The sequence below is a fragment of the Micromonospora sp. NPDC005215 genome, assembly GCF_040607915.1.
Taxonomy (GTDB): domain Bacteria; phylum Actinomycetota; class Actinomycetes; order Mycobacteriales; family Micromonosporaceae; genus Micromonospora.
Map to the genome: position 1 here is coordinate 1 of NZ_JBEXHQ010000001.1, position 21,641 is coordinate 21,641.

Here is a 21,641-nt window from a genome sequence, read left to right on the forward strand (position 1 = left end):
CTGGTTGCCGCAGTTGTCGCACTGGTCGCCGCGCGCGCTGTCGTATCCGCAGATCGGGCAGGTGCCCTCGATGTAGCGGTCGGGCAGGGTGCGCCCGGTGGACGGCGAGATCGCGCCCATGGTGGTCTTCGGCACGATGTAGCCGTTGCGGTACATCCCCTCGAACAGCTCCTGCACCACCGCGTAGTGGTTGCGGGTGGTGGTGCGGGTGAACAGGTCGTACGAGAGACCGAGGCCGTGCAGGTCCTCGACGATCACCCTGTTGTACCGGTCGGCCAGCTCGCGCGGGGTCACCCCGTCGGCGTCGGCCTGCACCTGGATCGGGGTGCCGTGCTCGTCGGTGCCGGAGACCATGAGCACGTCGTGGCCGGCCATCCGCATGTACCGGGCGAAGACGTCGGAGGGAACGCCGAAACCGGAGACGTGGCCGATGTGGCGGGGGCCGTTGGCGTACGGCCAGGCCACTGCCGCGAGAACGTGACTCATGAGCAGCAAGCCTAGTGACCCGTCCGGGGCGACCGCGAACCAATGGGGGGTGCCGGGCCGGCGGACCGGGCCGACCACCCCGCCCAATGGTCCGATTTGTCGCCGACACGCGGCTCAACTGCCCGATACGCCCTCCTGGCCGGTGTGCAATGAACCTCGTGACTGGCAGACGAGCGGCGCGGGACCACGAGGACCGTCCCACCGACCCGACGGTCGGCGGCGACCCCGAACCGGCAGCGCCCCGCGGCGCCGGGATCGCGCCCCAGCCCCGGCCGGTGCCCGGTGTCGACCCGACCTCCGCGCCGCGACCGAGCCCGGCCCCACGACCGGGCCCGGCCGCCGACCGGCCAGCGGAACAACGGCCCGCGCCGTCCGGACGGGCGGCAGCGCCGAGGCGTGCCGAGCCCACGAACCTCGCCGCCACCCCGGCCCGGCCCACGCCGGCCGCGCCGACGCCCACCCCGGTCCGTCCGACCCCGGCGGCACCCGTACCCAGCCCGGCCCGACCTGGCCCGCCGGTCCCGCCGGTCGGCGCGGAGGCTGTCGAGGTGGAGCCGACCACCGGGGCGCCGGTGGACGCGGTGCCGAGTCGGGTGCCCGTCCGACAGCAGAGCGGCCGGCAGCGGGACCGCCGGCCCGACGGTGACCAACCGGACGACGACGGCGCCTTCTGGGCGCCGATCGAGCAGGTGCACTGGGACGGCACCCCGGTCCGGGAGGAGCCGTCGCCGGAGCGCGACCGCGGCTCACGCCTGGCGCGGCGTCGCGCGCCGAGCCGTGGCGTCCCACCGCCGGATCCCCTGCCCGGGCTCGCCGCGCTGGTGGCGCTGGCCCTGGTCACGGCCTTCTTCGCCTGGGTCAGCGCCGGCCCGTTCTGGCTGGCGGTCGGGCACGCGCGGGCGGGCACGGTGGTGATCGCCGAGTGCACCGGCGGCGGGCTCACCCAGCGGTGCCGGGGAATCTTCACGGCGCAGGACGGGCGGTTCGTCGCGCACGGCGTACGGGTCAGCGGCGTACCCGCCGGAGCGGACGCGACCGGCACACCGCTACCGGCGCGGATGACCGGCCGGGACGGCGACACCGCGTACGCGGACACCGGAGTGGTCCGGCACCTGCGCTGGCTGCCCGGCCTGCTGGTGGTGCTGGGCTGCACCGCCGGCATCGTGCGGTGGACCGGGTCGGCCCGGCTGCCCGGCCGCCGGCACCGCCGCTGGGCCGTGGCGGTCGCCGTCACCGGCCCGGTGTTGATCACCGTCGGCTTCCTGGCCGCCGCCTGGTGATTCCGCCGCCTGGTGCGCCCCAGCACGGCCGGGAGCCTCGGTCAGCTGTGCACGATCGTGTAGACGTCCCGGCGGCGCAGCGCGTACTCGGTGGCGACGTCGGTGATGGCGTCGCGGCGGGACCGGCCGCCGGCCTCCCGCTCGGCGACCGCCGCGCGCAGGGTGTCGTCGTCGGGGCGCTCCGGGGCGGTCACCGGCGCACCGGCCACCACCAGGGTGATCTCACCGCGCGGGTTTCCCTCGGCGGCCCACCGGGCCAACTCGCCGAGGGGACGGCGGAGCACCTCCTCATAGGTCTTGGTGAGCTCACGGCAGAGCGCGGCCGGCCGATCCGCGCCGAACGTGTCGGCCAGGTCGGTGAGCGCCGCGCCGATCCGGTGCGGGGCTTCGAAGAAGACAAGCGTGCGCTCCTCGGCGGCGAGGGCGCGCAGCCGGGTGCGGCGGGCACCGGGGGTACGGGGTAGGAAGCCCTCGAAGCAGAACCGGTCGCAGGGCAGCCCGGACACCGCCAGCGCGGTGGTGACGGCGCTGGGCCCGGGAGCGACGGTGACCGGCGCCCCGACGTCCAACGCGGCCCGGACCAGCCGGTAGCCGGGGTCGGAGACGCTCGGCATCCCCCCGTCGGTGACCAGGGCCACCACGTATCCGCCGAGGATGACCTCGACCAGCTCGGGCGTACGCCGCTCCTCGTTGCCCTCGAAGTAGGAGACGATCCGACCGCCGACGGTGAGGTCTAGGTCGCGGGCCAGCCGGGTGAGCCGGCGCGTGTCCTCGGCCGCGACCACGTCGGCACTGATCAGCACCTCCCGAAATCGGGCCGAGGCGTCGGCGGGGTTGCCGAGTGGGGCACCGAGCAGGATCAGGCGCCCAACTTCGGACATTTCACCCACGAATTCGTCTCCTTCATCGACAGCGAGTACCGGTATCGGGGACGACGGGCGCCACCGAGCACCTTGGCAGCCTACGATCGCCGGGTGACGAGTGCGTCGACAGCGCAGAGCCCGAGCGCCGATCCTGCCAAGCTGGTCGAGGTGACGGGCGAGCCCAGCCCCGACCAGGAGCCCACGGCACCGCCCACCGGTGACGGCGGCGTGCCCGCCCAGATCCGACGACGGTTCGCCACCGTCGACACCCAGGTGGACCGGTTCTCCTGGCTGGCCACGGCAGTGGTGGTGGTCATCGCGGCGATCCTGCGTTTCGTCGGGCTGTCCAGCCCGAAGGGCAAGATCTTCGACGAGACGTACTACGCCAAGGACGGCTACGGGCTGATCTCCCGTGGTGTGGAGTGGAACTACAAGGACAACGGCCCGTCGTACGTCGTGCACCCACCGCTGGGCAAGTGGCTGATCGGCCTCGGCGAGTGGGCCTTCGGCTATCAGGACGCCGACTCGAAGGTGTCCGTCCCCGGGCACCTGATGACCACCGCGCCGGAGTTCGGCTGGCGGTTCTCGGCGGCCGTGGTCGGCACCCTGTCGGTGTTGCTGCTGATCCGCATCGGTCGGCGGATGTTCCGCTCGACGGTGCTCGGCTGCGCCGCCGGCCTGCTGCTCGCCCTGGACGGCTTCCACCTGGTGCTGTCCCGGGCAGCGCTGCTCGACATCTTCCTGCTCTTCTTCGTGCTTGCCGCGTTCGGCGCGTTGGTGCTCGATCGGGACGCCCGCCGTCGCCGCTGGGCGCGGGCGCTGGACGACGGGCTCGACCCGAGCCAACCGGGCCGGGCCGGCCGACCGCCGACCGGTTGGCGCACCTGGCCGTGGTGGCGGTTGGCAGCCGGCGTCTTGATCGGCTGCGCCTGCGCGGTGAAGTGGAGCGCTCTGTACTTCGTACCGGCCTTCGCCCTGCTGGTCCTCCTCTGGGAGGTCGGCGTCCGCCGCTCGGCGGGGGTCCGCCGACCCTGGCGGGACGCCCTGCTCGACGAGCTGCCCTGGTTGGTGCTGGCCGGCGTGCTCGTGGTGGGCACCTATCTCGCCACCTGGTCGGGCTGGCTGATCACCGACGACGGCTACTACCGGCTCGCGTCGGCCTACCCGAGCGCCCCGCTCAGCGACCGCCCGGTGATCGGCCCGCTGATCAACCTCTTCGAGTACCACCGCGCGGCGTACGGCTTCCACGCCCAGCTCGACGACGCGCACAAGTACCAGTCCTGGCCCTGGCAGTGGTTGCTGTTGGGCCGGCCGGTGGCGTTCCACTGGTCCGGCGACGGTGCCTGCGGCGCGCCGACCTGCGCCTCCGAGATCCTGCTGCTGGGCACCCCGCTGCTCTGGTGGTCGTTCCTGCCCGCCCTGGTGGCGCTGGCCTGGCTGGGCGTGGCCCGTCGGGACTGGCGGGCCGGCGCGATCCTGCTCAGCGTGGCCGCCGGGCTGCTGCCGTGGTTCTGGTTCGCCCTCGACGGCCGGACGATGTTCTCGTTCTACGCCGCGCCGGCGCTGCCCTTCCTGGTGCTGGCCGTGGTGTACGTGCTGGGCGTGCTGATCGCTCCCGCCGGTGGTGAGGTGGGCACTGTGGCGCCGCTGGTGCCCGGTGACCCGAGTTACGAGCGCCGACTGGTGGGCAGCGTCGCGGCCGGGGCGTACGTGCTGCTGGTGGCGCTCTGCTTCGCGTACTTCTATCCGATCTTCGTCGGCAAGCTCATCCCGTATTCGGACTGGTTGTCCCGAATGTGGCTTGACGGCCGGTGGATATAAGCACCGACAGGCGACGCGCCGCACAGCGCGACGGAGAAGGGCCCGCACGCCGAAGCGTGCGGGCCCTTCTGACATAGACGCGCGCCCCGATCGCCTGCCACGGGGGAAGCGGGCGATTGGGGCGCGCATGAAGAGCTTAACCACCGCACACCACCGGCACAACGGGTCAACTTAAGTCAGATTTCCGACCGATGGCGCTCCGGGCCGACTCTTGCCATCGAGTAGTTGACAGTGGGTGACCCGGCGTGGACGCAGCGCGCGACGGCTGCCCGCCAGCGGTGCTCGTCGACTCCGCACGGGAACGGCAGGACCGGAACCCGCGCCAGCCCACGTGATCATCCAAAGTGGATCTCACTACACTGCGGGCCGTGATCAACTTCAAACGATCGGCGGCTGTCCTTCTCGGACTGTTGGCGACCACCGCGCTGGCCGGGCCGGTCCCGGCGCAGGCCGACGAGGAGCCGGTGCCCGAGCCTCCCCGGGTTGAGCTGGTCCTCGACGTCAGCGGCTCGATGCGCGCCGCCGACATCGACGGACGCAGCCGGATCTCGGTCGCCCAGCAGGCCTTCAACGAGGTGGTGGACGCGCTGCCGGAGGACACCCAACTCGGCATCCGGGTGCTCGGTGCGACCTACCGCGGCAAGGACAAGAAGGTCGGCTGCCAGGACACCCAGCAGATCGTGCCGGTCGGTCCGGTGGACCGATCCGCGGCCAAGGGCGCGGTGGCGACGCTACGGCCGACCGGGTTCACACCGGTCGGCCTCGCACTGCGCTCGGCCGCACAGGACCTGGGCACCGGTGCCACCACCCGACGGATCGTGCTGATCACCGACGGCGAGGACACCTGCGCCCCGCCGGACCCGTGCGAGGTGGCCCGGGAACTTGCCGCCCAGGGCACCAGCCTGGTCGTCGACACCCTCGGCCTGGCCCCCGACGAGAAGGTCCGGCGACAACTGCTCTGCATCGCCAGCGCGACCGGCGGCACCTACACCGCCGCCCAGAGCGCCGAGGAGCTGACCGGCCGGATCAAGCAGCTCATCGAGCGGGCCGGCGACACCAACACCCGGGCGCCGACAGTCGTCGGCGGCGCGAACGCCTGCGACTCCGCGCCACTACTCGCCCCCGGCGTCTACGCCGACCGGGAGGCGTTCTCCGAGCATCGCTACTACCGGGTGCCGGTACGCCCCGGGCAGGAGCTTCGGGCGTCGGTGAGCATGGCGCTGGACCGGCCCGTCAACCGCGACTACGGGGTGCTGCTGCGGGCCACCGCGGCGGACGGCCGGGAACTGGTCCGCGGCGCGGACGCCGGCAGCGGGCGAGCCGACGTGCTCTCCGCCGGGCTGCGCTGGTCCGCCACCGCCGACGACGAGGACGCGCGAACCGAGGAGACCGCCACACCGGTCGTCGAGCCCACCACCGTCTGCCTGGTGGTGAGCAACTCGTTCGCCCCACGCCCCGGCACCGCGGCGACACCGGGCCTGCCGGTGGAGTTGACCATCGACGTGGTCGCCGCCGCACCCGCCCCGAACGGACCAGACCTCGGCCGAGGTTGGGTGCTGCTCGCCCTGCTCACCATCGCCGGGCTGCTCACCGGCCTGCTCGCCGGGCTGCTCACCCGCTGGTGGGTCGCCACCTGGAGGGAGAACTGATGCGTACCGCACTGTTGCGTTCGCTGGCGGCGCTGCTCGCTGCCAGCGGGGCCGCGCTGCTCCCCGCCACGGCCGTCGCCGCACCAACCCCCTCCCCCGGAGCCACGCCGGTGAACCGGGCCGGCACGTCGTTCCTCAGCGCCACCCCGATCTCCGCCGGACAACCGGTGCGGGTGGACGCCTCGATCGGCGACCACCTCTACTGGTCGTTCCCGGCGACCGCCGGTCAGGTGCAGGAGATCAGCGCCACCGTCACCTTCCCGAAGGGGCGCAGCGGCGCATCCACCTGGACTGTCGACGTCTTCGACGGGCTGCGTCGGCGTCAGGCGTGCACCGCCGGGGCGCAGACCCCGACCGTGGACGCGACAGCGACGAGCGTCGCGCTGGGCTGCACGCTGCGCGAGGTGCGGCCGTGGGCCGAGCCCTGGTCGGCCGACCCGCTGCCCGGCTCGTACGTCGTCCGGCTCTCCGTGATCGACCTGCCGGAGCCGGATCTGGGCGCACCGATCGACGTGGACCTGCTGGTCGGCACCATCGCTGATCGGGGCGCCTCGGCTGACGACGGTGAGTTGGCAGCACCGCTGGTGCCGAACACCAAGGCGGGCACTGTGCTCAACGCCGTACCCCCGGCGGACCCGGAGGCCGACGACGAGGGCGACCCGCTCGCGGACTGGTTGCCTGATCTCGGCTCGCGTTGGGTCTGGACCGGCATCGGCGGCGCGCTCGCCGCGGTGGCCGGAGTGGTGGGCTTCGCGGTGACCTGGCGGCCCCGGCGCCGCTGACCGGCCCCGCTGGTGGCCCCGCCCGACGGCGGGGCCACCAGCGGTTCAGCCGCGCCGAGGGCCGCGTGGCAGCCAGCCGATGAACCGGTCCTGAAGCGACATCACCGGGGCGGTGCGCAGATCCTCCGTGGCGGCGGCGAGGCAGGAGCCCAGATAGACGCTGAGCATCGCCCTGTCACTTCCGTACTCGGCCAACAACCTGCTGCGTTTCGTCTCGCACGGCCACTCGTCACCGCAGGAGCCGCAGCTCCAGCAGGGGGTTTTCGGGGCGTGATCATCGGCCCGCACCCCCGGCCGTTCGGCACCATCGGTCATCGCACGTCCTTCCAGATGTCCACGGGACTGGCCAGCAGCGGTGCCCGGCCAGGGTTCGATGGTGGTCCCCCCGGAGCCATCAGAGAGGGCCTGCGCGGCCCTCCGGTGTTACATCCTTGCGGTACCTTCTCCGGTTGTGGGAGTCGGAAATTTGACGGTTGACCCGATGCTCCATCCCTACCGACGGGTAAGCCAGCGCCATGCGTGACCTGTTGCCATCGACGGTCGCGGTGGCCGTCGCCGGGCCGGACGACTGGGTCGGCGAACTACTCGCCGCCGAGCAGGCGTGCCTCAGCGATCAGGCCGTGCAGACCCGTCGGAGGGACTTCACAGCCGGTCGGGTCTGCGCCCGCCGGGCGTTGACCGAGCTTGGCCTGCCACCGACCGCCGTGCCGACCGCCGCCGACCGGGCGCCGGTCTGGCCGGCGGGGGTGGTCGGCACCATCACCCACACCGCCGGCTACTGCGCCGCCGCGGCGGCGCGCACCGCCGACATCAGGTCCGTCGGCATGGACGCCGAGCAACACCGCGAGATCAGTCCGGGAGTACGCCGACTCGTGCTGCTGCCCGAGGAGGAGGCCGACTGCGCACGGCTGCCCGGCGACGTCTTCTGGCCGATCGTGCTGTTCAGTGCCAAGGAGACCGTCTACAAGGTCTGGCATCCGGTCGTCGGGAGCTGGTTGGATTTCCAGGACGCCCGACTCGACATCGATCCGGACGCTGGCACGTTCACGGCCCGGATCGCGCCGGGCCGGGTCAACGAGGCGGAGGTCGACGACCCGCCCGCAGTGATCACCGGTCGGTTCGTGGTCGCCGACGGGTTGGTCCGCACCGCCGCCGTACTGTCCCTTCGCTGATCTCCGCAGTCACCCGAAGCGACGGGTGGGCCACCGGGTCCACACTGGCCCGCCGATCGGGCCGGCCCGTCCAGGCTGGCCGGGTGGGCGGGCCATCGCCACCGGTAGGGAGCGCTCCGGCGCGGCGACCGGGCCATCAGCCACGCACGGTAGCGTCGATGGAGTTCTCGAACCGCACGTACCGAGGCGTCAAGGAGTACGGTGACCCACCCCCAGCCCCCCGTCGGGCCGCACCATCGCCAGCAGCCGAACGCGGCACCGCCGACCCACCGGTTCGCGGCGACACCGCAGCCACCGTTCTCGGGAGCCGCGTACCCGACAGCTGGCGGCGGGCACCCGGGCGCTGGCGGCGGATTCCCGGTGACGGGCCTGCCGGGCTATCCGCTCGTCGCTCCGGCGACGGCGCAGACGAACGCCGCCAAGACGACAGCGGTGGTCGTGGCGGTCACCGCGGCGGTGCTCACCCTGCTCTGCTGCGCGGGCGGCATCGTGGCGGTCGTCATCGGCACCAGCCGGCCCGAGCACACAAGCACCAACGCGATCGGAACCACCGGCTCCGGGAAGTCGTGACGCCCAGCGGGCGAGCATCCTTTTCGGATGCTCGCCCGCTTCGGTTGTCCGCGGGTGCCGTCGCCGGCCGGGTCAGCAGCCCGTCCAGCGCACCGGGGTGAGGCGCTCCCCGTTGCGGAACCCGACGATGGTGCCCGTGTCGGAGATGGACTCGGCACCAACGCCGACCCCGTCGCTGGCACCCGGCAGAACCCGGGAGGTGGCACCGCGCGCGACCCGGTCGCCGCCCACGACGACACCCCTGACGTTGATGTCCTCCAACAACGCCAACTGCTGGTCGAGCGCCGTGTACGAGCCGTTCCGCAGGTCCCACCGCACCTTGAGCGGGTTGAGGCCGCCCAGGTCGACCCGACCGGCCGCCCAGTGCCCAGCCGCCGGCCCGACAACGCTCGTCTGCGCGCCAGGGGCCGTCAGTGCGTCGAATCGGCCGTTCGGCCGCCGGACCCAGCTCGTCCAGTAACCGAAGTCACCGGCGACACCGACGATGGTCCCGTTCGCCGTGATCCCGGTCGGCATGGCGTTGGCCGGCGCGTCGAGCACCTCGACCGTACCCGGCCGGGCCGCCGGCCAGCGCAGCGCGAAGAACTCCCCGGTGGCGGCGTCCGTGCCGTGGCCGACGATGTCGCCGGCCTTGTTGATGGCGGTGACACCGATGCCCGCGGACGGCACCACCGGCAACTGCTCGATCCGGCCGTTGCGGTACCGCCACGGCTGGGCGATGCCCCCGGCGACCGTGCCGTTGCCGATGACGACCCCGTCGGCGTTGGCGTCGACCGCCTCGACCTGGCGCGGTGTCGCGACCTCGGTGAGCCGCTGCCCGTCCCAGACCAGCAGCAGGTACTGGTTGCCGCTCTCCGTCTTGCGCAGTCCGTCGCCGGCGATGAAGCGGCCGGACGGATCGATGACGTTCGCACCGGCCCGGTAGGTGTCGGTCGGGTACGGCAGCGTGCTGATCCGGCAGGCGCCGAGGGCCGAGCCGCCGGGCGCGGCGGTTGCCGGCGCGGAGACAGCGACACCGAGAGCGGTGGTCAGCAGTCCGGCGGCGGTGATGCCGGCCAGCGTCCGTCGAGCGGTCTGAGTCATCTTTACTCCCCGTGTAGGCCAGGGTGATCCCGGGCGCCGATTACTACCTGTCTCACGCCGCAGCGGCCCGCACGGTTGCGGGGTGTCGGGGAGGGGACAGCAGCGGAATCGGACTGGCCTACGGTGCCCACGGTTGAGCTGCGGCCACGACGGGCCGGCCGGTGCGTACCGATTCTTCGATGGCGAGGCTGATCAGATGGTCCTGACACGCCTCGGCCAGCGGGTATGGTGCCGGGCTCTCCTCGCGCGCCCACGCGCCGGTGCGGGCGACGATGTCCGCCACGGCGATGTCGTCGTCGGACATTCCGCTGCCGACGAACGGGTTGCGATAGACGACGTCGCCGTCGAAGCTGATGTGCTTAAGGTCCAGCCCTTCCAGGTTCAGGTCGAGCCCGGTCTGGCGGCGCACCAGGGACGACTCCACAGGGGTCTGCGGGTCGACCAGGCGGACGACCCGGTCGTCCACCAACTCGCCGAGTGATCCCCGGACCACCAGCCGGCGGGCGCGCAGCGGATTCCACCACTGGTTGTCGGTGAAGTCGTACAGGCCCATCCGCCCACCGAAGTCGATTGTCGCGAGGGTGGTGGTGAGCTGCTGCGGGGTGCTGTCGCCCCGCCAACCGGTCGGCGACAGCGGGTCGGCCAGCGGTGCGACGAAGGCGCGCGCGCTGACCTCGGCGGCGTCGAAGCCGACGCCGAGCAGGCCACGGATCAGGGAGACGGCGTGGTAGAGGTGCGTCGAGGAGAGCTGGACCGAGGTCGGCTCGCCGAGCACCCCGGCGCGGACCAACCCCAGCCGGGCCGCGTGCCCGGGCATCAGCAGGTACTGCTCGGCGACCTGCACCAGACCGCTGGCGCCGACGTCGGCCCAGAGCGACAGCAACCCCGCCAGGTCGGGGGCGGGCGGCGTTTCGGCGAGCACCGGTACGCCGGCCGCGACCAGCTCGCGGGTCGCGTCGGGCGTCACGGGCCAGGGCACCGACACGATGACGAAGTCCGGTCGCTCGTGGGCGAGCAGGTCGGTCGTCGTGCGGAAGGTCGGCACGCCCCATTCGGCCGCCACCACCGCACCGCGCGATTCGGTACGCGTGACCACCCCGGTCACCCGGAGCCGCTCCGGTAGGAGCCGGGCCAGGCGAAGGAAGAACTCACCCCGCCAGCCACTGCCGACGATGCCGAACCGGGTCTGGGCCGTCGCTGTCATCTGGGCTCCTCACGTCGAGACCCGGATGCTAGCCGCCCGGTCCTCGCCTGGCCCGCCGGCTTCGGACCGTACGGGCGGCTGGCGCGGCACGCTCCACTTTGTACGATCTGTCGCCCCGGCCGACGACGACAATCGATTCGTGCGGTAATTGGCCGACAGCAACCATCGGGCACCGGCCCGCGTGGCTGTCTCGCTTCAGAGAGGAACGGGGATGCAGGGATCCTGGCGTAGGGCGGCACTCGCGGCCGCCCTGTCGATCGTAGGTGTGGCGGGTGGGTTGGTCCTGGCGGCGCCCGCACAGGCGCAGACCGTGGAGTCCGGATCGGTCTCCTTCAGCGGCGACCCCGGTGACTACATCACCGGTGGCGACTCCTACTCGTACTCCACCGACGACGGCGACCAACTCACGACGAATGGCGCGGTCGACAACAGCCGCGTGTCGGTAAACATCAGCGGTTACAACGGCGACTGGTGGTCACTGAACTTCGACGCGCCCGGCACCGCGGCACTGGCTCCGGGCACCTACACGGCAGCGACCCGATACCCGTTCAACGGGGCCGGCCCCGGCCTCGACCTGTCCGGCAACGGGCGGGGCTGCAACGAGCTGACCGGCACCTTCACGATCACCAACGCGGTGTTCGGCCCCAACGGCTACGTGCAGACCTTCGACGCCACCTTCGAGCAGCACTGCGAGGGCGGGACGGCGGCTGCTCGCGGCGAGGTGCACATCGCCAACCCGGCGCCGCCCGAGCCGCTGGACCTCGAAATCGGGGTGGCGACCAACGGCATCGCCAACCGGGTGAACGGCAACGCGGTCCTGCACGGCACTGTGACCTGCAACCAGCCCACCTCGGTGTCGCTGGACGGCACGGTCACCCAGATCGTCAGGAAGGTGCTGGTCCGCGGCAACTTCTCCACCCAGGTGACCTGCACCCCGGGCAGCCCGACGCAGTGGACGGCCGCGGCCGTCCCGACCGGCACCACCCCGTTCGCCAAGGGCCTGGCCGAGGCCATCACCCGGGCCAGCGGCTACGACACCGAATACGACGAGTACGTCAACGTGAGCGACACCTCGGTCGTGAAGCTCACCCGTTCCTGACCCGTCGACGCCTGGCGGCCGGGCACGGCCCGGCCGCCAGGCGCTACGGTTGCCGGGTCCGCGACGGAAGCACGACGAAAGATGTCACCGATGGTTGCCCACCCCGTGCACGCCGTGCCTCGCCCGGCGGTCACTACGGCCAACCAGTCACCGTCCCCGCTGGACTACTACCTGGTCCTGCCTCGACCCGGTGACCCTGACCCGACCAGCGCGGTCGGCGGGCTCGTCGTCGAGGAGTTCACCCGCGAGCACGACCACGTCAGCACGGGCCTGCACAGCGCGGGCTGGACGCCCACCGCCGGCTGGTGAAGTTCCGCCGCACTCAGCCGGGGCATCCGCACCGACCCGGAAACCCTCGCCCGGGTGATTCCCACCTCTCGCGTCGAGGCCGAGCGCCACTACCGCACGCTCGGTGGCGGGCAACTGCCCGACGACACGGTGCTGCGCTCGTACTTCCTCACCCACCAACCGATCGCGACCGCCGCGCCACTGCGGCTCGGCCCCACACAACCGCCGGACGGCTGCCACGAACGGCGCGTCTACCGCGTCCTCTTCGCCAAGGATCTGAGCGCGGCCCAGGTGACGAACCTCCGGGCGAACTGGCGTACGCCGGTCGACGGCACGAGCGCGTCAGCCGCCAGCGGCCACCTGGCGAAGGACGGCGACCAGTTCAGCTGGGAGCTACGACGGGTCGGCCACACACGTGCCTGGGCTCTCGACGTGACAGTCCTGCTGGGCGCCGCCGACGACGACGGGGTGGGTTCGACCCTGTCCGACCTGACGGCCGTCCTGCGCCAGCACGGTCTGATACCCGTGACGACCGAGCGGTTCTGCTAGACGCGTGATTCCTCACCCTGACTCGGCCGGCGGCTCGGCGACCGTCGGTCACCTCCGGGGAAGGCGGATGCGGTAAAGACCGGTATACCGCAGAGTCATATTCATACCTCTGAGGTATATCGCTCACGGGCACATCGAGATGGCGGGCAGCCACAGCGGATGGTGAGCACCCTTCGCCGCGTCCGCAGCTGTCCGGCTACACCGGCGCCTACCCGTGGCCGCGGTGGTCCTCGACCTCGGCACAGCGCCCACCAAGCTAGCTGCCCGACAGGGCGGATGGTCACCGGCGCGGATATTCGCCACGTTAGTTGAGGCGGAAGCTCGCGAAGGCCAGTCGTTGGAAGGGCTCGGTCTCGTTCCACAGCCTGTCCTGGGTGATCCAGGACAGGCTGTAGGCGCGGCTCTTGCTCTCGTTGACGAGCAGCCGGCGGGCGTGCAGCCGGGCACCGCTGGCCTGGTCGCAGGTGTACTCCCACTCCGCCGCACCACCCGGGCGGATGACCGGCCCGATGCTGATCTTCTGGTAACCGGGCAGCGCCCCGGTTTTCAGCACGTCGCGCTCCGCGGTTTCCCACCGCTTTGACGGTACGGAGGACACTTCGGCGGCGAGGTCGACGGCGACGGCCCGCACCTCGGCAGGGTCGCGGAGGCAGACCGTTTCGCCCTCGGTGTGCCGAGTCCACCCCACGGGCACCGCCAATAGGAAGCCGGCGGTGTCCTGATGCCACGCCCACCCGTCCGGCAGGGCGTACGGCAGCGGCCCGGTGGACTCCTGCAGAGGCTCAGCCTCGCTGGAGGCGGCATCGCTCAGGCAAAGGTGGGCGGGTGGTGCCGCAGCGGTCGTCTCCATCCCGCCGGCCGCCGCACCGCCTGGTTCGGCGGCCGGCGTGCCGTCTTGACCGCGCAGGCCGCCGATCACGACGCCGGTTGCCGTGACGACGACGGCCACGACCGCCAACAGGCCCACCACGGCGCCAGCGAACGCCCAACCGGTCGTCCGGTCGCGAGGGGCTGACGCCCGGACTCGAATGACAGTGGTGTCGGTTCCGCCCTGCGCGACCGGGAAGGCCGGGGTGGCGACTCCCGGCCAGCGACGGAGGGTGGCGGGAACGCGCCGCCAGCGGTGCCGTCGGCGCGCCGACACGGGCTCGATGGGTACTGTCGCCGCGGCCACCTGTTCGAGCTGGTCGCGGGCCTCCTGCGCGGACAGACGTTGGCGGGGGTTGCGGAGCAGCAGACCCGTGATCGTGGGTTCGAGCGGCAGAACGGTCATCCGGTCGGGCGTCTCGGTGGCCAGGGCAGCGAGCGTGGCCAGGGTCGTGGACCGACTCCACGGCGGGCGGCCCTCCGCAGCCAGGTAGAGGGTCGCGCCCAGGGCCCACAGGTCGGTGGCGGGGGTGGACCTGCCGTCGCGGGCGCGCTCCGGCGCGACGTACTGGACCGTCGACAGGGTCGGCGCGGTGACGGTCGCCGGGCTACGGCTGTCGAAGATCGACAGGCCGAACCCGCCGAGTACGACCCGCCCGTCGTCGGCGAGCAGCACGTTCTGCGGGTTCAGTTCCCCGTGCACGACCCCCGTCGCATGGGCGGCGCCCAGTGCGGCGAGCACGTGCAGACCGACCCGCGCCACCTCGGCAGGCGCGAGCGGGCCGTCGGCGGCGACCACCTCGGACAGGGACCGAGAGGGTACGTGCTCCACGACAAGCCACAGGTGCCCATCGGCGCTCAGCACATCCCACATTCCCACGATGCACGGATGATCCAGACCGGCCAGTCCACGAACCTCGTCGAGCGTGCGCTCCTGCAACCGTGACCGTTCGGCGTCGCTCGCCCATCCCGGTAGCGCGATCTGCCTGAGCGCCACGTGCCGGTCGAGCACTTCGTCGCGTGCCAGCCAGACGCGTCCGGGGGTCGCGGTGTCGCCGATCAGCAGGAGCCGGCGGTACCGGCCGGCGAGCAGCTCGTCATCCATGTGAGTGATTCGGAGCGGCTCGCCGCCTGGATGGGTCGTTGACGGCCGGCCCGCGGGTTCAGTTCAGCTCAGCTCAGCTCGACCGTACCCACGATCCGCGTGGGAGCGGCGGAGCCGCCCGCGGGCTCGTTGGACACGCCGAACGTGCCTGCCTCGGCGACCGGACCGATGATCGTGGTCGACGCTCTGGCACCTTCGGCGAGCCGTCCCACCTTGCGGGGTTGGCTGCCGCGGATGAGCCAGAGCTCGTAGATCCGCCCGGGGCCGGCCTCGGGCAGGTCACGCAGCAGCACCACACCGCGATCGCGGTCGCGGGAGACCACCACGGTGGCGGCACCACCGGGCTGCAGCGACCGTTCGAACACCCGGGCGTCCGGTGCGTCCAGGACGGCGGCGATCTGCCGGGCCTGCTCACTGCTGGCCTGCTCGTCGCTGATCCGATCGTTGCTCACGGTCCAGGTCACCGCGCTCGCGCCGCCGGCCACGAGGATGGCTGCGGCGGCGGCCACAGTGATCCGTCGCCACCTGCCTGCCTGCCGCCTGGCACTGGCGCCTCCGGCACCCGACCTGAGCTGCGGAGTGCGGGCCACCTGGGCCAGGGTCCGCTCCCGCAGCCCCGGAGGTGTGGCCTCGACGACGGTCTCGTCGGCGAGCCGCACGGCAGTCTCCCGCAGCTCGGCCACCTCCAGGCGGCACGGCTCGCAGTCGGCCAGGTGCCGCTCGAACGCCGCGCCCTCCAGTTCGTCGACCGCGTTCAGGGCGTACGCGCCGGCGAGGGTGTGAATGTCGGCGCTCATGCCCGCCCCTCCATCTCGATGCCCAGGCAGTCGCGCATCCGGATCAGTCCGTCGCGCATCCGCGTCTTCACCGTCGGCAGCGGTGTCTTCAGCTTCTCGGCGACCTCACGGTAGGTGTGGCCGCCGTAGTAGGCCAGGGTCACCGCCTCCCGCTGGACCGGCGTCAACCGGCCCAGGCACCGGCGCACCTGCTCCCGCTCCAAGCGGGCGGTGACGCCCTCGACCACCTCGTCGTACGGGACCTGCGACTCGGTGGCGGCGACCTGCCGCGCACGGTTGTGGTGCGACTGCTCGGAGCGCACCCGGTCCACGGCGCGGCGGTGCGCCATCGTTAGGATCCACGCCGAGGCCGAGCCGCGACCGGCGTCGAAGCGGCCGGCGGTGCGCCACACCTCGACCATCACCTCCTGCGTCACCTCCTCCGCCTGCGCCGGATCGCGCACGACGCGGCGGGTCAGCCCGAGGACCCGGCCCGCCATGGTGTCGTACAGCGCCGCGAACGCCGCCTCGTCCCCGCGCGCCACCCGCGAGAGCAACTCGTCGGCGGTCGGCGGGCTCGCGGCGTCCTGCGGCACCGACCGCAAGCGTCGCGCCTGTTCCGGTTCACCGCTCATGCTCGGCAGGTCCTTCCCTGTGCGGGCGGCGCCTCGACGCGCCATTGGAGGCGGACGGTGCGCATCAGGCGGGATGAGCGTGGGCGAGACGCGCGTACACGATGACGTTGTCGCGGTAGTGCTGCGTGCTGTCATCGAACTCCCCGCCGCAGGTGATCAGGCGCAGCGCGGCGTGGTCGGTCGCACCGTAGACCTCGTCGGTGGGAAAGCGGTCCTTCGGATACTGCTCGACCTTGGTGACGGTGAACATCGCGGTGCTGCCGTCCTGCCGGTCGACTGTGATCGCGGCCCCAACCTTCACCCTAGCGAGATCGAAGAACGTTCCCCGGTGACCCTTCCAGTTGACGTGACCGGCCAGCACCGCCGGGCCGAGCGCACCGGGCATCGGCGCCTTGGTGAACCAGCCGACCTCGGCGGCGCTGTCCGGTACCTGCATCGCCCCGTCCGGCTGCAGGCCCAGGGCGACCGTCGCCGCGGCGGCCTTCAGCGACGGGATCGACACCCGCACCGGCGGCGAGCCGACCATCAGCGGTCCCGAGGTCAACTCGCCCGGACTGGTCGCAGGAACAGGCGACGCGTTCGCGGCCGGTGCCGCAGCGGACGCGTCGGGTCGGGGTGGTTCCTCGCCGCGACCGGCGACCGCGAGACCGATGGTCACGGCCGCCGTCAGGGTGAGGACGCCGGCCACCGCCGGGAGCGCGTAGCGCCCTCGACGGTGGCCGGCAGGCACAGGTACGTCGCCGTTGTCCATCGGATGATCCGACTCAGCGCTCACCGGCGAGCCGGCGGCGCGCGACGACCGCACCGGCGGCGCCGAGCAGCGCGAGGCCACCCACGGCGTACATCACCATCGGCGATCCACCGGAGGTGCTGCCGTCACCGGTGGCAACACCCCCCGCGGGTACGGAACCAGCAGCCGCGCCGCTGACCATGCCGCACGTAGCGGGGTCGGTGGCCTCGGCGGGGATGCCGTTGACGCCGACCGACTTGGCGAACGTCGACTCCCCCAGCGCCTCCATGTCGTACTTGCCGTTCTTGTTCGCGTCGATGCCGTGCTGCACGAGGTGCAGGTCCTTCAGGTGCTCGATCGTGCCCTTGGGCAGATCGGCGGCGGCGATGGTGCGCTCGTAACTGAGGTTGCCCTTCGCGTCGGCCGTCGGCATCCGGTCCACCGCCAGGCCACTGGCCTTTGTCGTGTCGCCGGTGGTGGTCAACGAGATGAAGATGTCCCCGTACATCTTCAGGCCCTCTTCGGTGCTGACGTAACCGTTGCCGTTCGCGTCGGCGGACTTGTCCGGGCAGTGGAAGTCCATGCCGTTGGCCGCGCCGTGTACGTGCTGCGCGTGCGGCGAGTTCGGCGTCATGCCCTTCGAGCGGATCATGACCTTCAGGTCGCCGCCGCTCGTCGCGGTCAACGTCGCGACGCCGGTCGCGCCGGTCTCGTTCAGGTCCTGCAACTGAACCTGCACGCTCTCGTCGGCGTGCGCGACGCCGGGGAACGCGAGGATCAGCGCAGCCGCTGGCACGGTGAGCAAGGCTCGGGACAATCTCACAACAGCTCTCCGTCTCCGCCGGTACGGCGTTTGCACTCAGGTGCGGTCGGGAGGGATTCGTGGCTTAGCGGCGGCCGGATTGGTGCCGGGGGCGAATTCTTTCCAGCCGGAGGTGAGCACTCAGCTGTTGCGGCCTTGAGCAGTCCGCCTGGCGACCCGCGCGGAAGGACAGGTCTGGCCTGCGACAGGCTGCTTTCACTGGTGGCCCAAGAAACATCGCCGCCGATCGGGCGCATGACTTGCGCCTCGCGCGCAAATCCTAGGATCGACGCAACGGCTGTCGGCGCGTCCTGGCCTGCCGCGTCCCCTCGGGTGCCATCGCACTCGCGCGTCGGTTCGCTCGCTGCCGCACAGCAACATGCGACGAGTGTCGGCCGATGCGCCGGAGCAGCTAAGCCGAGGATCGCTGGCGTGCACCGGGCGCCGCCGATCGAGGGACAGAAGACGTAGGCGGATCGGCGCCTCTGTCTCCCGGCCAGGGTGGCGCTGCTGGACCAGTACTTCAGGCTTTCGAAGCAGAGGATCAGGGCCGGGCTCGGTGCCCGAAGGCAATGACGGGCTGCACCGGACCGCCACGGACAAGCCGCCGGAAGACCTCGACCCGGCTCGGGTGCTCGCACTGGGCGCCGTCGCGCCGGCGGCGACCGCCCCGGTCAGTCTGTTCCTGGGCCGGCAACCTGCCACAACGCACTGACCGGCAACGCGCGGAGCCTGTCGCCGAACGGCAGTGTCGAGGTCCCGGTGTAGAGGACGATGCCGGCGATGAAGTCGTCGCCGAGGCGGTCGGCTAGTCGGCGTAATCCGCGGAAGTCGTCGGATCCGACGGTTGTAGCTGCCTTGACCTCAATCCCGACCACATGCCCGGATCTGTTCTCGAGCACCGCGTCGACCTCGTACCTACTCTGGTCGCGGTAGTGGGAGAGGTCGGCAGACTGCTCCGACCAGGTGAGCTGGCGGGACAGCTCGGACAAGACAAATGATTCGAGCAATGCGCCGAACGATGCGCCAGGCCGGAGCAGTGCGCGGGCGTCGGTCGCGATCTCGTTGGCGGCGATGCCCGAGTCGACAAAGATCAGTTTGGGCGCGGCAGTTGAACGGGTGCCAAGATTTCGGGACCAACCGGGGATCCGCTTGATGAGGAAGATCTCTTCCAGTGCCTGGAAGTATCGTGCGATCGTCGGGCGGCTCAGTCCGAGGGCGGATTCGAGGGCGTTGGCGGCGATGATGGTCGCGGATCTGGCGGCGAGTAGGCGCACCAACTTGCGCAGCTCGCCCTTGTGCTGGATGTCGGACAGTTGTCGCACATCGCGATCGATGAGCGCTTGGACATACGCGTCAAAGAACCGTTGGCGGCGCCGCGGGTCGACGCGGTTCGTGGCCTCGGGCAGGCCGCCTCGCACGATCCTTGCCGCGTAGTCGGCGCGGGTCACGTCCGACTCGTGTCGCAGTTCGGGGCCGAGCGCGAAGACGGCGTCGATGAACCCGTCCGGCTCGCCGTCGAGTTCACCTTGTGAGAACGGCCAGAGCTCGACGGTTTCCATCCGGCCGGGCAGCGCGTCCGGGGCACCCACCATGCCGAACAGCCGCGATGAGCCGGTGAGCAGATAGCGGCCGGGACGAACATCCTCGTCGACGGCCGCCTTGATGGCCAGCAGCAGTTCCGGAGCGCGCTGGATCTCGTCGATCACCAGCAGTTCGGAGGAGTCCACGAAACCAACCGGGTCGGCGATCGCCGCAGCCCGGTCCTGCGCCCGGTCGAGATCGCGGCGCTCGGCGAGCCGGTCGCCCGCGACGATGCGAACCAGGGTGCTCTTGCCTGCTTGACGTGCTCCGCTGATCAGCACGACGCGGGTGTCAGCGAGTGCTGCGTCGACCTGCGCGGCGGCGTGGCGGGGGATCAAGTGCGGTGTGGGCACGAGTCATGATAACCGTCGGGGTTACGATCTGCGGGCAGGTACGCTTTCGATCTGCGGCTCGGCGATGTTCGGTATGCGGGCCTGTGACGTTCGATATGCGGCGGCACAGGGTTGTCCGGTGGCGCGGTTGTGCCAGATCGCGGCGGTCATGGCGAGTAGGCGCTGAGCGATGCGGGCACGAATGCCTTCGATGGAGCGGCCGCCACCGATCGAGTTCGGCGGAGATATGACCCTTGTCCGCGATGATCAGCTGACTCGGGCGGGTCTGCGTGAGATCAGGATTCATCAACACCCTTCGTCTATGTCCAGAGACCGGGTAGTCAGAACCTACTCGTCCAGACGAGTAAGTCCCCACTCAAGACGAGGCTGCGGACGCAGCGAAGGGCCGCTCGCCATCCGCTGCGGCTGCCCGCCATCGCGATGTGCTGGTGAGCGGTATACCCCAGAGGTATAAATATGACTCAGAGGTATACCGCTCACTACCGCATCCGCCCCGACGGAGGTGACCGACAGTCACCGCCCGAGCCTGGGTTAGGAATTACTCATCTGGGCGGGAAGGCACCGGCCCACCGCGACGGCGCGTCGTGGTGGCACTCGGTTATCGCGCAACTCGTTCAGCGCCACCAGAGCCGTCGAACTCGCCCGTTCGGCTTGAGTTCTGCCACCCGGTGCCACGGTGTGGGGCTCCGTCCGACGGTCAAACGATCAAGGGCGGGTTCCCCGTCTTCCGGAAACCCGCCCTTGACCTGCTGTTTCTTGGTGGAGCTGAGGGGATTTGAACCCCTGACCCCCTCGATGCGAACGAGGTGCGCTACCAGTCTGCGCCACAGCCCCCCGCCGGCGAACCGGCTTCGGTCCCACCCGGCTTACACCGGGCGGGCCGGCAGCAAGGCTAACAGGTCGCTGGCCCCCACCGCGAATCCGCCCCCGGCCCGGCGCCCACCGCCCCGGAGATCCACTCGGGCTCCGGGAAACGGGGCATCCGGGACGCCGCGACACCCCGCCTTCCAGGAAAGCGAGTCGATCAAGCTGAGCGCCGCCCGCGCGGCCAGGAGGCCGGGCCAGGAGACCGAGCCAGAAGGCCCGCGGCCAGGAGGGGTCAGGCGCCTCGGCCGGCCTCGTAGGGACGCCCGCGCAACCCGCCCGACCGTCGGTACGAGACCGACCCGCCGTTGACCGCCGCCGGCAGATCTCCGGGGCGGTCCAGGCCCATCGCGGCTCGGCGTACCCCCTCGCGCTGGGCGGCCAGGCGGCGCTGCGCCTCCCGGCGGGCCGCGGCACGGCGGGCCTGCTCCCGGCGCACCTCGGCCTGCCGGGCGGCCAGCCAGGCGGCCTCCCGGGCCCGGGCGCGGCGGCGGCGACGCCCGGCGAGGGCGCGACCGCGCAGGTGGACGACGTACACGGCCAGGAGCAGGAAGGTGACCGCGAAGCCGATCCAGAACCCGGGGCTGGCGAACAGCACGCCGATCAGCTCGACGACGTTGAGCAGCAGCAGGGCGGCGAGCACCCGGCGACGCCGGTACACGGCCGGGGTGTGCTGACGCCGGGCCGGCGGGCGACGGCGGGACCGCTTCGGTGCGGGTGGCACGGCGCGCAGGCGGCCGGAGCGGCGGCCCGCCGAAGGCGCGGAAACCGGCGCGGTCAACGTCCCGGTAGTCAAATCCTCGCTCAGGGTGACGACAAGTGAGCGCGGGGGGTGGACCGGACGCCGCCCCGGGACAGTACGGCGCCGCCGGCGGCGCTGGAGCACCCGCGCCGTCGACTGCGCCCGCTCCGCCACCAGCCGCTCGGTGGCGTCGTACCGGCGAACCAACGCCGGGGCCAGGGCGAGCAGGCCGGCGGCGGCGAGGACGGCGAGGAGCACCGAGGTCGGCACCCTCACCCCTCCCGTCACCGAATTCGGAGCAACCGCTACCCAACCGCAGGATCTTCCACCGATCGCG

Annotated in this window: 21 protein-coding genes and 1 tRNA gene; 9 read left to right on the forward strand and 13 right to left on the reverse strand. The window is 71.6% G+C overall.

Annotated features, from left to right (window positions below):
- On the reverse strand, positions 1–486 hold a 486-nt coding region (locus tag ABZU25_RS00005; RefSeq protein ID WP_355027075.1), incomplete at its 3' end, for a class I tRNA ligase family protein.
- Between the two features lie 158 nt (positions 487–644).
- Between ABZU25_RS00005 and ABZU25_RS00010 the strand changes: the two genes are divergently transcribed.
- Complete coding sequence (locus tag ABZU25_RS00010) at positions 645–1,766, forward strand: hypothetical protein (protein WP_355027076.1); 1,122 nt, start codon at positions 645–647, stop codon at positions 1,764–1,766.
- A 41-nt stretch (positions 1,767–1,807) separates the two neighbouring features.
- Here the strand turns inward: ABZU25_RS00010 and rsmI are convergent, their stop codons facing one another.
- Positions 1,808–2,656: a 16S rRNA (cytidine(1402)-2'-O)-methyltransferase gene (rsmI, locus tag ABZU25_RS00015; RefSeq protein ID WP_355027077.1), complete on the reverse strand. Its 849-nt coding sequence runs from the start codon at positions 2,654–2,656 to the stop codon at positions 1,808–1,810.
- Between the two features lie 141 nt (positions 2,657–2,797).
- On the opposite strand from rsmI, the gene ABZU25_RS00020 reads away from it, so the two are divergent.
- The 3 genes from ABZU25_RS00020 to ABZU25_RS00030 all read left to right on the forward strand — a co-directional run bounded on the left by ABZU25_RS00020 (position 2,798) and on the right by ABZU25_RS00030 (position 6,881).
- Positions 2,798–4,450 (forward strand): phospholipid carrier-dependent glycosyltransferase, encoded by a 1,653-nt coding sequence (locus ABZU25_RS00020; RefSeq protein ID WP_355027441.1) that lies wholly within the window; start codon positions 2,798–2,800, stop codon positions 4,448–4,450.
- 368 nt (positions 4,451–4,818) lie between these two features.
- Positions 4,819–6,099, forward strand: a complete 1,281-nt coding sequence (locus tag ABZU25_RS00025) for a VWA domain-containing protein (RefSeq protein WP_355027078.1) — start codon at positions 4,819–4,821, stop codon at positions 6,097–6,099.
- Positions 6,099–6,881, forward strand: coding sequence for a peptidase (locus ABZU25_RS00030; protein ID WP_355027079.1), 783 nt, complete (start codon positions 6,099–6,101; stop codon positions 6,879–6,881). The genes ABZU25_RS00025 and ABZU25_RS00030 overlap by 1 nt, the downstream gene beginning before the upstream one ends.
- Positions 6,882–6,926: 45 nt before the next feature.
- On the opposite strand, the gene ABZU25_RS00035 is transcribed toward ABZU25_RS00030, so the two are convergent.
- Entirely contained in the window at positions 6,927–7,196 is a 270-nt protein-coding gene (locus ABZU25_RS00035) for a hypothetical protein (RefSeq protein ID WP_355027080.1), read from the reverse strand.
- 200 nt (positions 7,197–7,396) lie between these two features.
- Between ABZU25_RS00035 and ABZU25_RS00040 the strand changes: the two genes are divergently transcribed.
- Together ABZU25_RS00040 and ABZU25_RS00045 are read left to right on the forward strand one after the other, a co-directional pair.
- Entirely contained in the window at positions 7,397–8,053 is a 657-nt protein-coding gene (locus tag ABZU25_RS00040) for a 4'-phosphopantetheinyl transferase superfamily protein (RefSeq protein ID WP_355027081.1), read from the forward strand.
- A gap of 201 nt (positions 8,054–8,254) precedes the next feature.
- Positions 8,255–8,623 carry a hypothetical protein gene (locus ABZU25_RS00045; RefSeq protein ID WP_355027082.1) on the forward strand — a complete coding sequence of 123 codons (369 nt, stop codon included), beginning with the start codon at positions 8,255–8,257 and terminating at the stop codon, positions 8,621–8,623.
- Between the two features lie 72 nt (positions 8,624–8,695).
- Here the strand turns inward: ABZU25_RS00045 and ABZU25_RS00050 are convergent, their stop codons facing one another.
- Together ABZU25_RS00050 and ABZU25_RS00055 are read right to left on the reverse strand one after the other, a co-directional pair.
- Positions 8,696–9,706 (reverse strand): hypothetical protein, encoded by a 1,011-nt coding sequence (locus ABZU25_RS00050; RefSeq protein WP_355027083.1) that lies wholly within the window; start codon positions 9,704–9,706, stop codon positions 8,696–8,698.
- A gap of 118 nt (positions 9,707–9,824) precedes the next feature.
- The gene (locus tag ABZU25_RS00055; RefSeq protein ID WP_355027084.1) at positions 9,825–10,910 is read right to left on the reverse strand and encodes a Gfo/Idh/MocA family oxidoreductase; all 1,086 of its coding nucleotides are present in this window, start codon (positions 10,908–10,910) and stop codon (positions 9,825–9,827) included.
- A gap of 211 nt (positions 10,911–11,121) precedes the next feature.
- Between ABZU25_RS00055 and ABZU25_RS00060 the strand changes: the two genes are divergently transcribed.
- The 3 genes from ABZU25_RS00060 to ABZU25_RS00070 all read left to right on the forward strand — a co-directional run bounded on the left by ABZU25_RS00060 (position 11,122) and on the right by ABZU25_RS00070 (position 12,846).
- Positions 11,122–12,009, forward strand: a complete 888-nt coding sequence (locus ABZU25_RS00060; RefSeq protein ID WP_355027085.1) for a hypothetical protein — start codon at positions 11,122–11,124, stop codon at positions 12,007–12,009.
- Between the two features lie 90 nt (positions 12,010–12,099).
- Entirely contained in the window at positions 12,100–12,318 is a 219-nt protein-coding gene (locus ABZU25_RS00065; RefSeq protein WP_355027086.1) for a hypothetical protein, read from the forward strand.
- 54 nt (positions 12,319–12,372) lie between these two features.
- On the forward strand, positions 12,373–12,846 hold the full coding sequence (locus ABZU25_RS00070; protein ID WP_355027087.1) for a hypothetical protein: 474 nt from the start codon (positions 12,373–12,375) through the stop codon (positions 12,844–12,846).
- Between the two features lie 304 nt (positions 12,847–13,150).
- On the opposite strand, the gene ABZU25_RS00075 is transcribed toward ABZU25_RS00070, so the two are convergent.
- The 8 genes from ABZU25_RS00075 to ABZU25_RS00110 all read right to left on the reverse strand — a co-directional run bounded on the left by ABZU25_RS00075 (position 13,151) and on the right by ABZU25_RS00110 (position 21,580).
- A complete protein-coding gene (locus ABZU25_RS00075; protein ID WP_355027088.1) occupies positions 13,151–14,818 on the reverse strand; it encodes a serine/threonine-protein kinase in 1,668 nt (555 codons plus the stop codon).
- A 68-nt stretch (positions 14,819–14,886) separates the two neighbouring features.
- Positions 14,887–15,615 carry an anti-sigma factor gene (locus ABZU25_RS00080; protein WP_355027089.1) on the reverse strand — a complete coding sequence of 243 codons (729 nt, stop codon included), beginning with the start codon at positions 15,613–15,615 and terminating at the stop codon, positions 14,887–14,889.
- Entirely contained in the window at positions 15,612–16,229 is a 618-nt protein-coding gene (sigK, locus tag ABZU25_RS00085) for an ECF RNA polymerase sigma factor SigK (RefSeq protein ID WP_355027090.1), read from the reverse strand. The genes ABZU25_RS00080 and sigK overlap by 4 nt, the downstream gene beginning before the upstream one ends.
- Positions 16,230–16,293: 64 nt before the next feature.
- Positions 16,294–16,980 (reverse strand): class F sortase, encoded by a 687-nt coding sequence (locus tag ABZU25_RS00090; RefSeq protein WP_355027091.1) that lies wholly within the window; start codon positions 16,978–16,980, stop codon positions 16,294–16,296.
- 13 nt (positions 16,981–16,993) lie between these two features.
- Positions 16,994–17,755: a hypothetical protein gene (locus ABZU25_RS00095; RefSeq protein ID WP_355027092.1), complete on the reverse strand. Its 762-nt coding sequence runs from the start codon at positions 17,753–17,755 to the stop codon at positions 16,994–16,996.
- Positions 17,756–18,435: 680 nt separating this feature from the next.
- Positions 18,436–19,698 (reverse strand): ATP-binding protein, encoded by a 1,263-nt coding sequence (locus ABZU25_RS00100; RefSeq protein ID WP_355027093.1) that lies wholly within the window; start codon positions 19,696–19,698, stop codon positions 18,436–18,438.
- Between the two features lie 757 nt (positions 19,699–20,455).
- Positions 20,456–20,532 (reverse strand) — tRNA-Ala (locus ABZU25_RS00105).
- 265 nt (positions 20,533–20,797) lie between these two features.
- A complete protein-coding gene (locus ABZU25_RS00110; RefSeq protein ID WP_355027094.1) occupies positions 20,798–21,580 on the reverse strand; it encodes a hypothetical protein in 783 nt (260 codons plus the stop codon).
- Positions 21,581–21,641 lie beyond the last annotated feature (61 nt).